At 47.0% G+C, this 16,785-nt stretch carries 13 protein-coding genes; 6 read left to right on the plus strand and 7 right to left on the minus strand.

Features of this window, described 5'->3' with window-relative positions; all coding sequences use genetic code 11:
* Positions 1 to 64: 64 nt before the first annotated feature.
* From hutU to AC1DFM_RS00170, 4 genes are all read right to left on the minus strand, one after another.
* Positions 65 to 1,738, minus strand: a complete 1,674-nt coding sequence (gene hutU, locus AC1DFM_RS00155) for a urocanate hydratase (RefSeq protein ID WP_477074699.1) — start codon at positions 1,736 to 1,738, stop codon at positions 65 to 67.
* The gene (hutH, locus tag AC1DFM_RS00160) at positions 1,716 to 3,284 is read right to left on the minus strand and encodes a histidine ammonia-lyase (protein WP_477074700.1); all 1,569 of its coding nucleotides are present in this window, start codon (positions 3,282 to 3,284) and stop codon (positions 1,716 to 1,718) included. The genes hutU and hutH overlap by 23 nt, the downstream gene beginning before the upstream one ends.
* A gap of 26 nt (positions 3,285 to 3,310) precedes the next feature.
* Positions 3,311 to 3,790 (minus strand): MarR family winged helix-turn-helix transcriptional regulator, encoded by a 480-nt coding sequence (locus AC1DFM_RS00165; RefSeq protein WP_477074701.1) that lies wholly within the window; start codon positions 3,788 to 3,790, stop codon positions 3,311 to 3,313.
* A gap of 182 nt (positions 3,791 to 3,972) precedes the next feature.
* Entirely contained in the window at positions 3,973 to 4,377 is a 405-nt protein-coding gene (locus tag AC1DFM_RS00170; protein ID WP_477074702.1) for an SET domain-containing protein, read from the minus strand.
* 125 nt (positions 4,378 to 4,502) lie between these two features.
* Here AC1DFM_RS00170 and AC1DFM_RS00175 point away from each other — a divergent pair, with 125 nt between their 5' ends.
* Together AC1DFM_RS00175 and mgtE are read left to right on the plus strand one after the other, a co-directional pair.
* Entirely contained in the window at positions 4,503 to 5,381 is an 879-nt protein-coding gene (locus AC1DFM_RS00175; protein ID WP_477074703.1) for a bestrophin family protein, read from the plus strand.
* Positions 5,382 to 5,438: 57 nt separating this feature from the next.
* The gene (gene mgtE, locus AC1DFM_RS00180; protein ID WP_477074704.1) at positions 5,439 to 6,815 is read left to right on the plus strand and encodes a magnesium transporter; all 1,377 of its coding nucleotides are present in this window, start codon (positions 5,439 to 5,441) and stop codon (positions 6,813 to 6,815) included.
* 96 nt (positions 6,816 to 6,911) lie between these two features.
* Here mgtE and AC1DFM_RS00185 read toward each other — a convergent pair whose 3' ends face one another.
* The gene (locus tag AC1DFM_RS00185; protein ID WP_477074705.1) at positions 6,912 to 7,445 is read right to left on the minus strand and encodes a histidine phosphatase family protein; all 534 of its coding nucleotides are present in this window, start codon (positions 7,443 to 7,445) and stop codon (positions 6,912 to 6,914) included.
* 102 nt (positions 7,446 to 7,547) lie between these two features.
* Here AC1DFM_RS00185 and AC1DFM_RS00190 point away from each other — a divergent pair, with 102 nt between their 5' ends.
* The 4 genes from AC1DFM_RS00190 (at position 7,548) to AC1DFM_RS00205 (ending at position 14,896) form a co-directional block, all read left to right on the plus strand.
* The gene (locus AC1DFM_RS00190; RefSeq protein WP_477074706.1) at positions 7,548 to 9,917 is read left to right on the plus strand and encodes a S9 family peptidase; all 2,370 of its coding nucleotides are present in this window, start codon (positions 7,548 to 7,550) and stop codon (positions 9,915 to 9,917) included.
* A gap of 271 nt (positions 9,918 to 10,188) precedes the next feature.
* Positions 10,189 to 12,024 (plus strand): glutamine--fructose-6-phosphate transaminase (isomerizing), encoded by a 1,836-nt coding sequence (gene glmS, locus AC1DFM_RS00195; protein WP_477074707.1) that lies wholly within the window; start codon positions 10,189 to 10,191, stop codon positions 12,022 to 12,024.
* 104 nt (positions 12,025 to 12,128) lie between these two features.
* Complete coding sequence (locus tag AC1DFM_RS00200) at positions 12,129 to 14,330, plus strand: DUF4954 family protein (protein ID WP_477074708.1); 2,202 nt, start codon at positions 12,129 to 12,131, stop codon at positions 14,328 to 14,330.
* Positions 14,318 to 14,896, plus strand: coding sequence for a DNA-3-methyladenine glycosylase I (locus tag AC1DFM_RS00205; protein WP_477074709.1), 579 nt, complete (start codon positions 14,318 to 14,320; stop codon positions 14,894 to 14,896). Before AC1DFM_RS00200 ends, AC1DFM_RS00205 begins: the two co-directional genes overlap by 13 nt.
* Before the next feature lie 58 nt (positions 14,897 to 14,954).
* On the opposite strand, the gene AC1DFM_RS00210 is transcribed toward AC1DFM_RS00205, so the two are convergent.
* Positions 14,955 to 16,001: a cytochrome-c peroxidase gene (locus AC1DFM_RS00210; RefSeq protein WP_477074710.1), complete on the minus strand. Its 1,047-nt coding sequence runs from the start codon at positions 15,999 to 16,001 to the stop codon at positions 14,955 to 14,957.
* Positions 15,994 to 16,746 carry an MbnP family protein gene (locus AC1DFM_RS00215; protein WP_477074711.1) on the minus strand — a complete coding sequence of 251 codons (753 nt, stop codon included), beginning with the start codon at positions 16,744 to 16,746 and terminating at the stop codon, positions 15,994 to 15,996. The genes AC1DFM_RS00210 and AC1DFM_RS00215 overlap by 8 nt, the downstream gene beginning before the upstream one ends.
* Positions 16,747 to 16,785 lie beyond the last annotated feature (39 nt).

A 16,785-nucleotide genomic window follows, 5' to 3' on the forward strand; every position in this document is an offset into this window, starting at 1 on the left:
GCGAAAGCCTATAGCGAACATCCATCCGCTATAGGCTAACTGCTAACAGCTAAAAGCTAACTGCTTAGTAAATATTGATGTTAAATTTCTCTCCCCATTCCTGTGCCTTTTCATAGCCGGCATCTGCATGACGGAAAATACCCAGGGCAGGATCATTAAACAGCACGCGGCTTAAGCAATCAGCCGCACGGTCTGTACCATCGGCGAGTACTACCATGCCGGCATGTTGAGAATAGCCCATACCTACGCCACCACCATGATGGAAGGATACCCAGGTAGCGCCGCCACCGGTGTTGGCCATGAGGTTCAGCAAGGTCCAGTCGCTCACCGCATCAGAACCATCTTTCATAGATTCTGTTTCGCGGTTAGGAGACGCCACAGAGCCACAGTCGAGGTGATCACGACCAATTACAATCGGCGCTTTCACTTTACCGGTTCTCACCAGCTCATTGAAAATGCGGCCGGCTTTTTCTCTTTCGCCCAGTCCCAGCCAGCAAATGCGGGCAGGTAATCCCTGGAACGCCACTTTCTCGCGGGCTTCTTTCAGCCAGTTGATCAGGTGGGTATTTTCCGGGAACGCTTCTATCAGCGCCTGGTCAGTAGTATAAATATCTTCAGGATCGCCGGAGAGGGCTACCCAGCGGAACGGTCCTTTTCCTTCGCAGAACAGCGGACGGATATAGGCCGGGGTGAATCCTGGGAAGTTGAATGCGTTGGGTTCACCACCTTCGCGGGCAAACTCACGCAGGTTATTACCATAGTCAAAAGTGATAGCACCCTTTTGTTGCAGCTGCAACATCAAACCCACGTGGCGGGCCATGCTTTTCAGCGACAGCTCCCGATACTTTGCGGCATCGCTTTTACGAAGCGCCAGTGCTTCTGCCAGCGTTATACCGTTGGGAACATAGCCGTTCAGCGGATCATGGGCAGAAGTTTGATCGGTGAGGATATCCGGGATGAGGTTATCTTTCAACATCCTTTCCAGCATATCACCGGCATCACTTACCAAACCAATAGACAGCGCCTCACCTTTGGCTTGCGCTTCTTTTGCCCACTGGATGGCTTCTTCGTAGGAATAAGTCATGCGATCAATGTAGCGGGTATCCAGTCTTTTCTGAATACGGGTAGGATCAATGTCGGCGCCAATAAACACGGCACCGGCCATGGTAGCGGCCAGTGGCTGTGCGCCACCCATACCGCCGATACCTGCGGTGACCAGCAGTTTACCGGCAAGGCTGCCATTGAAATGCTGACGGCCGCACTCCATAAAGGTTTCATAGGTTCCCTGCAGGATACCTTGTGTACCGATATAGATCCAGCTGCCGGCAGTCATCTGGCCGTACATCATCAAACCTTTTGCACGCAGTTCGTTGAAGTGTTCCCAGGTGGCCCATTTAGGCACCAGGTTACTGTTGGCCAGCATCACACGGGGTGCTTGCGGGTGGGTGCGAACAATACCTACTGGCTTACCGGATTGCACCAGTAAGGAGTGGTTATCGTCCAGCTCCAATAATATTTCAATAATTTTTTGCAGTGATTCGCGGTTGCGTGCAGCCTGACCGATACCACCGTATACCACCAGTTCATCGGGGTTTTCGGCTACTTCGGCATCCAGGTTGTTGAGCAACATGCGCAAAGGCGCTTCGGTTTGCCATGATTTGGCGTGCAGCTGCGGGCCACGGGGAGCTTTATAATGTGGGTGCGCTGCGTATGTTTTAATAAAGTCCGAACTGGTCATTATAAATTCCGTTTAAGTTAAGTTGATGTTGGGCCGCAGCTTCGTTGGCTACGCGCACCAGTGATTGGTCTGCTACGATGGTGTGTAAAGCGGCGATGTCGTCCGCGAAGATGCGGTCTTTATCAGCAAAGGTCACTTTTGTACGGGTGTACTGATGTACGGCTTCGAGCACCGGGCCTGATTTCAGCGGACGGCGGAAATCTACTGCCTGTGCGGCATACAGCAATTCTATCGCCAGTATATATTCGAGGTTACCGATGACCTGGTTCAGCTTACGACCGCTGATAGAGCCCATGGATACATGGTCTTCCTGACCCAGGGAGGTAGGCACGCTATCTGCGCTGGCAGGGAAACACAGCGTTTTATTTTCGGTCACCAGAGCGGCGGTGGTGTATTGTGGAATCATGAATCCGGAGTTCAAACCAGCGTCCTGTATGAGTAATTTCGGCAGGCCATATCTTCCTTCAATCATCATATAACAACGTCTGTCGGAAATATTACCCAGCTCCGCAGCCGCTACAGTGGCGTAGTCCAGCGGCAAGGCCATTGGCTGACCGTGGAAGTTACCACCACTGATGGTATCTTCTGCGCTGAAAATAATCGGGTTATCGGTGACGGCGTTCAGTTCTATGGTGGTGAGCTCCATCAGGTGCTGCCAGGCGGTACGGGAGGCGCCATGTACCTGTGGCATACAGCGCAGGGAATAAGGGTCCTGAACGCGGCCACAGTCCACATGCGACGACATAATTTCGGAATGATCCAGCATGGCTTTCAGGCGGTGAGCCACCAGCTGATTGCCGGCAAACGGACGAATGGCGTGTAAGCGGGGATCAAAAGGTTTAGCAGTACCCATGAGTCCTTCGAGGGATAAAGCGCCGATGATGTCTGCGGCTTCCAGTGCGTTGTGCAGGCGTTGTACTGCTTTCACAGCAAACGACAGGATAAACTGTGTACCATTGATCAGTGCGAGGCCTTCTTTAGGACCCAGTACTATTGGCGCAATACCTGTTTGTTGCATCATGGCAGCGGTGCTGGTTTGCTGTCCTTTATAGTATACCTGACCGAGGCCAATCAATGGCAGGAAGAGGTGTGATAAAGGAGCAAGGTCGCCGGAGGCGCCAACAGAGCCCTTTTCAGGCACCAATGGCGTTACCTGATGATCAATATGCCAGATGATACGTTCCAGGGTAGACAATGCTGCGCCTGAAAAACCTTGTGCCAGCGCATGTACTTTGGTGATGAGCATGATGCGGGCAATTTCTTCCGGAATAGGATTACCCACACCTACACTGTGGCTTTGCAGGATGTTATACTGCAGGGCGCGGGTATCTTCTTCTGAAATTTTAGTATCACACAAGGGACCAAATCCGGTGTTGATACCGTATACCGTCGTATGCTGTGCTACGATGGTTTGTACATACCCGAAGCTGGTTTGTACACGGGCAATGACTTCCGGTACCAGCACCCCTTTCACTTTGCCGGCCGCAATATCAATGGCGGTGGCTACAGTGAGCTGGTCTATACCGTACTTAAAAATATCACTCATGGTCAGTCAATTTTTTTGGTGTATGATTATAGCTGTTGTTTTATTCTTTCTGATAGTGGTGTTTGTTGTACGGCCTGCTCTATTTGTGCAATGGCAGCCAGTATTTGCTGGCTTTGTTTATTTTCCGTAGCCAGTGTTTCCATTGCCTGGGTGATGGCTTCCCAAACGGGCTGGATCTGATGCAGCAGTTCTTCTCCTTTTTTGGAGAAGGCTACCAGCTGGCGACGGCCATCTTCTTTGCAGGGCGTGGTTTTCAGCAGTCCTTTCTTTTTGAGGTTGGTCACCATCTGGCTGACGGCGGAATGGGAAATTTCCAGCTGATCGGAGATCTCGATCATGGATACCGGCTGTTGTTTGGATAACAGATAAAATACCGGAAACCAGCTGGCATCAAAGGGAATCCCTGCCTGTTCATATACTTTGTTGACTTCCATAAGGAAGTATTCACTCAGGCGGCGCAGGCGGCTGCCAAAAACAAGATAGCCTAATGATGGATAGAACGACATGGGAGAATTGCCTTTTAGTAATTTATATAAGTGCTTATACAATATTACGAAAGAAAAATGGAAATATGATCACGGTGAGAAAATTATATAAGCACTTATATAATTTAGTAGTAGAAAGACGAAATACGCAGGCTGGCAGTTAATTTACGCTACATGATCCTGCCCTTCGTCATTCGTAATGCTTATTTTTTTACCGCTTTTTTCTTTTTGATATCAAACCAAAGTGGGGAGGTATCGGTCACATCACCATTATAGTTAATGGATAATTCTTCACCTTTTTTAATCTCGCGGCGGGTAATGATGCTCATGGTTTCTTCTTTGAAGTCCATTTCATACTCGCAGTTGGGCTGATAGTCGTGGTTATAGATAGAACAGAAACCTAAAGCCACACAGGAACGTGTTTCTTTTGCGCCCCAGAGAAAAAGGTAATTATGGAGTCTGGTTTTATCTGCGATTTCTGTATCATCATAAGAGAGGACAAGTACAGGGGAAGTTTCGATTCTCGTGCCGGCTGGAATATTTTCTTTGGTATACACTCCTCTGCCTCTTCCCTTAGACTTATCAACGAACAAGTATGGCTTAATCATGGCTCAATTTCAAATAAAAGAAGACGTAAAGTAAAGTTAAAGGAAGAAGTTATCAAAATCATGTTTAAAAAATTTAGGTTTGCGGCCCGGAAATTATTTTTTTTGCCGAATATCAAGCAATACATATGATCAATTATAACCCAAAAGAGTGGTTTACCTTTATTTTTCGTATTCATAAAGCGGACACAGTAAGAAAGCTGTTTCCTATGTTCATCGCGCTTTCCATCTATTCTGGGTTCATTGCATGGCTGGAGCTGGAGGTGTGGAAATTGTCGGCCAACAGTGAGGTGTCCAAGATATCGCTGATGCATGGGTTGCTGAGCTTTGTGATTTCCCTGTTACTGGTATTCCGCACCAATACGGCCTACGACCGTTGGTGGGAAGGGCGCCGGCAATGGGGTGCACTGGTGAACAGCAGCCGCAACCTGGCCATAAAGATACAAGCGATGTTACCAGCCGATAACCACGCCGACCGTCACTTTTTCAAAGTGATGATCCCCAACTTTGCTTATAGCCTGAAAAATCATTTGCGCAAAACGTACCTGTCGAATGAGCTGGAAGTGTTGCCCGGACAGGAATCGCTGCATATGGACATCAGTAAGCATGTGCCTAATCAGGTGACACAGCTGATCATCAGCAAAACGATGGAACTGTACCGCAACGGGCAATTAACGGGTGATCAGCTGATCCTGCTGAATCCAGAACTGCAAACATTTGCCGATGTATGCGGCGCCTGCGAGCGGATCAAGAACACCCCTATCCCCTTCTCCTACAGCGTTTTCATAAAAAAATTTATATTCTTCTACATCATGACCATGCCTTTCGCGTATGTATTCAGTCTGGGTTACCTGATCATTCCGATGGTCGTGTTTATCTTCTTTGTACTGGCGAGTCTGGAGCTGATTGCAGAAGAAATTGAAGATCCCTTTGGTAAAGATGCCAATGATCTGCCCATTGATACGATTTGCGGCAATATCCGCCTGCATGTATCAGAATTATTATAACGACTGTCCCGGCAGCGTGCTATTTTAACTTATTTTCGCAGATAGAGGCAATTGTACATGGAAAATGAAGCTTTACTGGAAAAGTTCCAGACACTGACAGATGAGAAAAGTTACCGTGAACTGTCAGTATACCTGGATGACCAGCTGATAACGGATATAGCCGAATTGATTCACGAGGATCCCGATCAGGCCGATGTCATCATTAATAATCTGTCGATCAGCAGAGCGGCAGCGGCTTTCCGTATCCTGGATTTTCCATTACAGGAAGATGTGATCCGCACTTTATCGGCGGGCAAGATCGCGGAACTCATGAATGAGTTGCCGGCGGATGACCGTACCGCCTTCCTGGAAGAACTTCCCAGTGAGGCCGTGAAAGAACTGATTAAATTGCTCGATCCGGAAGAACGGCGGATTACCCTTTCCCTGCTGGGTTACAAGGAAAACAGTGTGGGCCGTATCATGACGCCCGACTACATTGCAGTGCGGGAAGAATGGACGGTGAAAGAGGTGCTGAACTATATCCGGGAGCATGGTAAAGACAGTGAAACGATTGATGTAATATATGTCATCGACGAAAAAGGCCACCTGCTGGATGACTTCCGGATTCGGGAGTTCCTGCTGGTATCGCCGGACACGGTGGTGCATACACTGATGGACGACCGCTTTGTATCCCTCCACGCCAACGATGACCAGGAAGAGGCCATACAGGTTTTCCGGATGGAAAACAGGGTAGCCTTGCCGGTGGCAGATGACCAGGGTATCTTGTTGGGTATTGTGACCATTGATGATATGTTATGGATCGCCAACGAAGAACATACTGAAGATATTCAGAAGATAGGTGGTACCGAGGCCCTGGATGAGCCTTACCTCGACATGCCCATCTTCAAACTGATTAAAAAACGTGTAGGCTGGCTGGTGGTATTATTTATCGGCGAAATGCTGACCGCTACGGCTATGGGCTTTTTTGAAGATGAAATTGCCAAGGCAGTAGTGCTGGCCCTGTTTGTACCACTCATTATTTCCAGTGGTGGTAACAGCGGCTCCCAGGCTTCTACCCTGATTATACAAGCCATGGCGCTGGGTGAAATCACCGTAGGCGACTGGTGGCGGGTGATGCGCCGGGAAATCATTTCCGGATTAATATTAGGCGGCTGCCTGGGTATGATTGGTTTTATCCGCATCCTGCTATGGAACACGTTCTTCCATACTTATGGAGATCATACCGTGCTGATAGGCGCTACAGTAGGTATTTCTCTCGTAGGAGTAGTACTTTGGGGAACCCTCTCCGGTTCTATGCTACCGCTGGTATTGAAAAAATGTGGCGCCGATCCGGCTACGTCTTCGGCTCCTTTCGTAGCCACCCTGGTGGATGTGACAGGATTGCTGATTTACTTTACCGTGGCCTATACGCTGATGAAAGGCATTCTTTTATAGAGCAAAAAGCTATTGAGGCGAATGATCTAAGCGAATATTACCCGCTTTAATCATTCGCCTCAATAGCTTTTTGCTTTCTGCTTTTTGCTTTCTGCTTTAGTAACATATTTCTTTCAACGTAGTCCCGTCCTTATTCTTCCGCACAATAAACATCCGGTCGTATTCATGCTCTCCGATAGAATCCACGCGTGGCGTGGCCCGCAGGCTATGCAAGAGTGGAATAATGGTATTCGAATGTCCTACTACCAGGATGCGTTTGCCCCAGTCTTCATGGCGGGTTACCTGGTAGATGAAGGATTCACCGCTGGTATCTGCCGCATAGATGCAGGTATCGAGGTGCTGATATATCCGGAGGCTATCCGCCGTAGCGATTGCGCGTTTAAATGGTGTGGTGTAGATTTTATTCAGCCCGGAGTCTTTCAGCAGGCGATATAAGGCGCCCGCTCTTTCCTGCCCTGCCGGCGTTAACGTAGAATCAAAGCCAGGATGCCTTTCAGCGTGTCTGATGATATAAAAAGTGCCGGTTAAAAACGTAGTATCTTCCGATACGGGTATTGGCTGCCGGGCAGACCTTTTGGGCTTACAGGCCACAAAGAGCAAGAGGGAAAGTAAGATTGGCAGTATGCGCATAAAGCGGATTTAGAGCAGTGGATGGTCATACGTCCATCCAAAAGTTACGGCAATTTATGATTAAACCGTTACATTTATTCCCCAACAAATTAATGAACCGCTATGAGAAAATGGGTATTACCCGCCATTATTTTTTTATCAGCCAACCGCATCTATGCCCAACAGGCAAGCCCGCTCACTGTAGAAAAGATCATGCGCGATCCTAAATGGATAGGAACTTCTCCAGATAATGTTTTCTGGGGCCCGGATAACCAAACTGTTTACTTCAGCTGGAATCCGGATAAAAACCTGACCGACTCGCTGTATTATACCGGCATTAAAAACAATACACCCCGCAAAACAGTAGCAGCTGACCGCGCGCTGATCAATGCCCAGGCAAGTGGTACCTACAATACTGATAAAACTTTACTCACCTATAGCTATGAAGGGGATATTTATTTACTGGAGATAAAAACCGGTAAGATCACCCGTATCACACAAACAACGGCCACTTCCCTCAACCCCATATTCAGCTTCGGTGGTAAACAGGTAGTGTTTCAGCAAAACCGTAACCTGTACGCCTGGGACCGGGCATCCGGACTCGTTAGCCAGCTGACCAGCTTTAATACCGGCCATAAACCGGCAGAAAAGGACGAAAAAGAAACTGGTAATGCGGAAGAACAATTCCTGAAAGCCCAGCAGCTGGAAGTAATGCAGGTGATCAAGGATAAAAAGACCAGAAAAGACGCGGCAGCGGCCTTTAACAAGGCACATGAGCGTAAAACATTACGCACGCTATATCTGCAGGGGAAACAACTGAGCAACCTGCAAATCAGTCCGGACGGCCGTTTCATTACTTATAACCTTTTCACGGCGCCCACAGATGCCCCCAATACCATTGTACCGGAATTTGTGACCGCTTCCGGTTACACCACCGATATTCCCACCCGTGAAAAAGTAGGCACGCCGCAGGGCAGCTATGAAAGCTACATCTACGACCGGCAGGCCGATACGGTATTGTCTGTTAATACCGCCACACTGCCGGGGATTAAAGACCAGCCCGACTACGTAAAAGACTATACGCGGAAAGACAGTCCACAAGTCAGAAGCGTAGTGGTAAACGGTCCATACTGGTCGGACGAGGGTACACATGCCGTAGTGGATATCCGCGCACTCGATAATAAAGATCGCTGGATAGTACTACTGGATGCTGCCACGGGTACTTTAAAGACATTGAACCGTCAACGTGATGAAGCATGGGTGGCTGGTCCGGGTATCGGCTGGACCGAAGGCGGCAGCAATATTGGCTGGATAAACGAAAACACTTGCTGGTTCCAGTCGGAAGCCAGCGGTTATTCGCACCTATACACCAGCAACATAAACACTGGTGCTGTTACCCAGCTTACCAGCGGTAATTATGAAGTACAGGAAGCACAGTTATCTCTGGATAAAAAATATTTTTATATCAGCACCAATGAAGTACATCCCGGAGAAAAACAATTTTATCGTATAGGCATTAACGGTGGTAAGGCAGAAAGGATTACTACCCTTCCGGGCGCCAATGAAGTCAGCGTATCGCCAGATGGGAAGTGGATTGCTTTCCGCTACTCTTACGCCAACAAGCCCTGGGAGCTGTACCTGCAGCCTAATACGCCTGGCGCCAAAGCCGTACAGGTAACACAGCTGGCACAGTCGGATGAGTTCAAAACGTACAACTGGCGCGATCCGCAGGTGATCACGTTTATGGCGCGTGATCAGCAACCGGTGTATGCACGCCTGTACACGCCTGATCCGGCGAAGAGCAACGGCGCTGCCGTGATCTTTGTACATGGCGCCGGCTATCTGCAAAATGCCCATAAATGGTGGAGCAGTTATTTCCGTGAATACATGTTTCACAACCTGCTTACCGATAAAGGATATACCGTATTAGACATGGATTATCGTGGTAGCGCGGGTTACGGCCGTAACTGGCGAACCGGTATTTATCGCTATATGGGTGGCAAAGACCTGGACGATGAAGTAGATGGCGCCAAATATCTGGCAGAGAAATTGCACGTGGACGCGCAACGCATCGGTATCTACGGCGGTAGTTATGGTGGCTTCATGACCTTAATGGCCATGTTTACCAAACCCGACGTATTTGCTGCAGGAGCGGCTTTACGCTCCGTAACGGACTGGGCACATTATAACCATGGTTATACCAGCAACATACTGAATGAACCATTTACAGACAGTATCGCCTATCGCCGTTCTTCGCCGATCTATTTCGCAGATGGCCTCAAAGGTAAACTGCTGATGTGCCATGGTATGGTAGATACGAATGTACATTTCCAGGACATCGTACGCTTATCACAACGTTTGATTGAACTGGGAAAAAATAACTGGGAGCTGGCAGTGTATCCCGTAGAAGATCACGGATTTATTACGCCCAGCAGCTGGACAGATGAATATAAAAGAATACTTTTGTTGTTCGAGAGTACGCTCTTGAAATAATGGAGCATTTTTAATTTTTTTTATTTAGTAGACACGCGATAAAAGGAATAGAAAAGGGAACACAGTGAATGATGCTGGTAAATGTTAAGTTATCTTAATCTTTACCGGAATCGTTTTCTGTGTTCCCTTTTTCATTTTACATTGATTGAATGTAGTGTAGAATGCTATGCTGACCATATCTTAACTTAAACAATATTCACATTTCCTGATGTGATTTTAACAATTAATGCGATATTGCAATGATAAACCTTAGCACAAATCCAAAAACCTTATGTGTGGAATAGTAGCTTACATCGGGCAGCGGGAAGCCTACCCGGTTGTATTGAAAGGCCTCAAAAGACTGGAATACCGCGGCTATGACAGCGCGGGTGTAGCCCTCATTAATGATGGGCTGCAGGTATATAAAAGAAAAGATAAAGTGGCTGCCCTGGAGGAATTCGTGGCTGGCAAAGATATGCGCAGTCATATTGCCATTGGTCATACCCGTTGGGCTACCCACGGTGAACCCTGTGATCGTAATGCCCATCCTCACTTATCCGGTGACGGCAAACTGGCCATGATCCACAACGGCATTATCGAAAACTATGTACAACTGAAACAGGAACTGGTAAAACAGGGTCACGTTTTTCAGAGTGATACTGACACAGAAGTATTGCTACACTTCATCGAAGAAATTAAAAAGCAGAATCAGTGTTCACTGGAAGAAGCCCTGCGCATCGCGTTAAAGCGCGTAGTAGGTGCTTATGTGATTGTACTGATAGATGAAGAAAATCCGGATACCCTCATTGCCGCCCGTAAAGGCAGCCCGCTGGTAATAGGCGTGGGTAAAGGAGAACACTTCCTCGCCTCAGATGCCTCTCCCATTGTGGAATACACGAAAGAAGTAGTGTATGTAAACGACTACGAGATCGCCATCATCAAAGCAGATGAACTGATCCTGAAAAATATTTCCAATGAAAGACAAACCCCTTACATTCAAAAGCTCGACATTGAACTGGCGGCGATTGAAAAAGGCGGGTATGATCATTTCATGCTGAAAGAAATATTTGAGCAACCACAAACTATCTTCGATAGTTTACGCGGCCGTCTTGATGCGAAGAAAGGAACGCTGACCATGGGTGGTATGCGGGAATATGCGGATGTACTGGGCAATGCCAAACGCATTATTATTGTAGCCTGCGGTACCTCCTGGCATGCCGGACTGGTAGCCGAATACATGATTGAAGAATTATGCCGCATACCAGTAGAAGTAGAATATGCTTCCGAATTCCGCTATCGCAATCCGGTGGTAGGTCCTGGTGATGTGATCATTGCCGTATCACAATCCGGTGAAACTGCCGATACACTCGTAGCCATTGAAAGTGCCAAAGAAAAAGGCGCTATCATCCTGGGCGTTTGTAACGTAGTAGGTTCTTCTATTGCGCGCTTGTCGCATGCCGGTGCTTACACGCACGCCGGCCCTGAAATTGGCGTAGCCAGCACCAAAGCTTTTACCGCGCAGCTGGCAGTACTCTGCCTCGTAGGCTTGAAACTGGCAGCCGACAAAGGCACCATTACGCCGCAACGCTTTCAGCACCTGCTGGACGAACTGGAACAAATCCCGGAAAAAGTAGCCACCGCCCTGAAGCTGGACGACCAGATCAAACAGGTAGCCGCCAAATATAAAGATGCACGTGATTTCCTGTACCTGGGCCGTGGATACAACTTCCCGGTAGCCCTGGAAGGCGCACTGAAGCTGAAGGAAATTTCCTACATCCACGCAGAAGGATATCCTGCAGCAGAAATGAAACATGGTCCCATTGCACTGGTAGACGAACATTTACCAGTTGTAATTGTAGCTACCAAAGATAGCTACTACGAAAAAGTAGTATCTAACATACAGGAAATAAAAGCCCGTAAAGGCAAGGTAATAGCAGTAGTAACAGAAGGCGACAACACCATTCCCCCTATGGCGGATGACGTTATTTTTGTGCCTGCGGCAGATGAAATGGTAGCCCCTATCATATCTGTCATTCCTTTACAACTGCTCGCCTACCATATTGGCGTATTAAAAGGACTGGATGTTGATAAACCCAGAAACCTGGCAAAATCTGTTACAGTAGAATAAAGCTGTTAGCTTTTTTTAGCTATTGGTAAATGTGATGAACAAAAAATTCTTTCATTTGCCAATAGCTAAACTAATTGTGAAGCGCGTTCAAAAGATATATCCTCATGAATAATATCCAAAAAAGACCCCTCTCCGAGTTGGGGTATAATTTCATTGAAACCACGTTACCGAAAGGCAAAGACGAATATTATCTCCGTAATGAACAATGGAGCAGACAAGATCAGTACAGGAAATTAACCGCATATGAAGTAGAAGCGCTGGTTCGCAATGACAACACTTCTGACGACTGGAATATTATTTTTGTTTCCAATGAATTCAATCCACAGCTGGTACAGCACTGCCATTTTTTTGGAATGGTACGTATCGGTAAGCTGGAGCCCTACTATCTCGAATTCCATAATCTGCGCATGCCCGTGGGCTTGTACAACAGTACCATTTGTGCGTGCGACTTTGGCGATAACGTAGTAGTACATAATGTCAACTATCTTTCTCACTATATACTCGGTAATGAAGTAATTGTAGCCAATGTGAATGAAATGGCCACAACAGATTATGCCAAATTCGGGAATGGTATTTTGAAAGAAGGGGAAAATGAAAGTGGCCGCATATGGATGGAACTATGCAACGAAAATGGGGGAAGAAGTGTGATGCCATTTGATGGTATGCTGCCCGGAGATGCCTACCTGTGGACCCGTTACCGCGATGATATCCAACTGCAGCAGCAGTTTAAATTATTTACCGAAAAACAATTCGATAAAAGACGCGGCTACTATGGCATGGTAGGCGATCGTACCGTTATCAAGAATTGTAAAATGATCAAAGACGTTACCATTGGTACCGATGCCTATCTCAAAGGCGCCAATAAGCTAAAAAATCTGACGATCAATAGTAACAGTGAAGCATCTTCACAGATCGGGGAAGGCTGCGAAATGGTGAATGGCGTAGTGGGCTATGGCTGCCGCGTTTTCTATGGCGTAAAGGCCGTTCGCTTTGTGATGGCTTCTCATTCGCAGCTGAAGTATGGCGCCCGGTTGATCAACTCCTATCTGGGCAACAACGCTACTATTTCCTGTTGTGAAGTATTAAATTCCCTGATCTTCCCTGCACATGAACAACATCATAACAACTCTTTCCTTTGTGCTGCACTGATCATGGGCCAAAGTAATATGGCCGCCGGCGCCACCATTGGCTCCAATCATAACTCCCGTGGCGCAGATGGTGAAATCATTGCCGGCAGAGGGTTCTGGCCGGGCCTTTGCGTAAGCCTCAAACATAATTCCCGCTTTGCCAGCTTCACGCTTATTTCCAAAGGCAACTACATGTCGGAGTTGCACATCCCTATTCCATTTAGTTTAGTGGTGAATGATGAGCATGAAAACCGCCTGAAAGTAATGCCCGGATACTGGTTCCTCTATAATATGTATGCCATCGCCAGAAACTCGTGGAAGTATGTGGATCGTGATAAACGCACCGAAAAAACACAACAGATAGAATACGACTACCTGGCGCCGGACTCTGTGGAGGAAATGTTTGAGGCGCTTGCCATCATGGAAATTGCTACCGGAAAAGCCTGGTATGCATTGCCGGAAAACACACCCAAAAAAGAACTAACGGAAAAGGATATACGTAAAAAAGGAAAAGAGTTATTAAAAAATAATTTAGAAGAAGTAGCTAAACTCACCATCCTCACCAAAGGGATGGAAAACAGCTCCCGCGAAGTGGAGCTACTGAAAGTACACCGCGCGTATCCGCTGTTCTGCGATATGATTGTACTTTATGGTATCAAAAATATTCTCGCTACCAACAAGCCATCTTTTCTGGCGTTGCAGGCAGCAGTTAAAACAGCAAAACGTGGCGAATGGCTTAATATAGGCGGACAGCTCATGAAAGCAGAAACCGTAGCGGGCCTTAAAACAAAAATCAAAAAGAATAAGATCAGTGGCTGGCCACAACTGCATACGGCCTACGAGGAAATAGGCAATGAATATGCGGCAGAGAAACTGCAACATGCAGTAGCCAGTTTGCTCGAAATTAAGGAAGTCTCCCTTAAAAGCATGACCACTGCGGACCTGGCACAATGGATGCAGGATTCCGCCACCACCATGGACTGGATCACCGGACAAATAAAACGCTCCAGGGAAAAAGACTATAAAAATCCTTTCCGTCAAATGACGTATGAAAGCGAAAAAGAAATGAATGCCGTAGTAGGCAGCCTGGAAGATAATAGCTTTATTAACCAAACAATTTCCGACCTTGAGACCTATAAATCAAAGGTTAACCAAATTATAGGAGAATGGGAACTGTAGAAAAAACAAGATGTGCCTGGTCTACCAAAGATAAACTATACCAGGACTACCACGATGAAGAATGGGGCGTCCCTAATCATGACGACCAGCATCTCTTTGAAATGCTTTGCCTGGAAGGCGCTCAGGCAGGGCTGAGCTGGTACACGGTACTCACCAAAAGAGAAAACTATCGCAAAGCATTCGATAAATGGGATGTTAAAAAAATAATAAAGTATGACGAAAAAAAGGTAGAACAGCTGATGCAAAATGAAGGCATCATCCGCAACCGCCTGAAAATAAATTCCGTCATTACGAATGCGAAGGCTTTTCTGGAAGTACAGAAAGAATTCGGCAGCTTCGATCAGTATATCTGGTCATTTGTCAACCATCAACCCACCGTGAATCATTACAAAGGCATGTCTGCTGTACCCGCTAAAACAGCGATATCAGATGCCATGAGTAAGGATTTACTGAAACGTGGGTTTAAGTTTGTGGGATCTACTATTTGTTATGCGTATATGCAGGCAGTAGGCATGGTGGATGATCATCTGGAGGAATGCTGGAAGAAGTCGAAAAAGAAAAAATAGCAGTTGATAAATGCAGCGAAGACCAATATTCTACTGGCTTCGCTGCATTTATCAACCATTACTCAATCATAATTTCGCTTAATCCCTTATTGTTAATAAACGAATAATCCGTCAACGTATTCAAAAAGAAATATAACTGCCGCTTTTGGCTATCCGATAGCGGAATCCCCTTCTTCACCAACGGATCAGTGGTAGCTGTTACCTGTACACCATGATCGTAGAAGTCAAAAACCTGGTAAATATCGAAGAAACGCCCGTCGTGCATATAAGGCGCGCTTTTCAGAATATTGCGCAGGGAAGGCACCTTAAAACGCAAATTATCATCCGTGTTACCGGTGATCTTCATGCGGCCTACATCGTTTAACGCGGGGAGATACGGTAATCCATTACTGCGGTAGGTAAGATCTGTAAACAAGGGCTCCTTATGACAGCTGGCACATTTGTCCTGGAAGATGGCATACCCTGCTTGTTCTTCTTCTGTAAAAACAGCGCCCGGCAGCTGCCCCATCACACTATCGTACCGGGAACCGGCGGATACCATGGTGGCTATAAACTGGGTAAAAGCCTTGAACATTCTTTCACTGGTAATTTCTTCCGAACCAAAAGCCGCTTTGAATTTACTGCGATAGTCCGGGTCGGCCTGCATTTTTTTCAGCAGTTCCTTCAGATCCACAGCCATTTCATTGCGGTCTGTTAATGGTGTCAGTGGCTGCACTTCCAGATGATTCACACCGCCATCCCACATAAAAGCCTTTTGCCAGATCATGTTAAACAATACCGGCACAGAGCGGGTGCCTTGCTGTCCGGCTACACCATGCGCCAGTGCATGATCGAAATGCCCAAATGCAGCAAACTGCTGATGGCAGAAGCCGCAGGAAACGGTGCTGTCTTTTGAAAGACGATAATCATAAAACATAAACCGTCCTAATGCCACGCCCTGTTTAGTAAGCGGGTTACGGGAAAAATCATATACGGGTTTGGGGAAATTGGCGGGCAATGGCAACAAATAAGGCTCAGGGCCATCCACAGGTTTCTTCCTGGTTCCGGCCTGTACCAGCAGCAACCACCCGCAGAAAACAACGATGATGTATAGCCCTTTATTCATGGGTAATGCCGGTTATCTGGAACATATGCTGATAATTATTGGCCACCTGCCTGGCTTTCTCACCCGGCGCCATGATCACCACCGTATTTTTAAAACTCACGGTATCCGGCAAAAACCACTTTTCCACATCTGCGGTAAGGTGTATATCCGGTTGTTTATTCGCCCCAATGGTCACCGTTTGCGGGAATGGTAAGGATACATACTTCAGCACCTGATCTTTCGACTTATAGCCACCTATATGAAACAGCAACTCCCTCGTGGGGGTATTGATAACAGGGGAATGGCCTTCTATCTGTGCCATGATATATCCGCTGTTCCAGGTCCAGAACATCCCTGATTCCACGGCCAGCGCACCGGATTGTATACCGCTTCTATTACGGACACTGTCAACCCCGATCAGGAATTGCATACTTTTATAACGGCCCGCAGGCACGCTATCTAACCGTATTATTTTAGAAGTATCGATTCCATCATCTACCAGAAAATAAGTCACTGGTAAAACCACCCTTTCTCCATTAACGGTTTCTAAAGAAAAATTACTGAGGAAATAACGGAAACGGGTAATCGTAAATGGTTCGCCGGAAGGGTTGGTATAAGTGATGTTTTTCCTTACCAGCGGTTGCGTTCCTACCACATGGGTGAAAGACAGTTGCAGGGAAGCAACTGCGGGGTGCTGTGACTGCGCTAACAAGGTGTTTATCAACAGGAAGCAGCTAACATAGGAAATAAAAATCCGCAAAACCATGGCATTTCCTTTTGTGTAAGGAAGTTACATGATTTTGCG

It is taken from the genome of Chitinophaga sp. 05T412 (genome assembly GCF_056396465.1).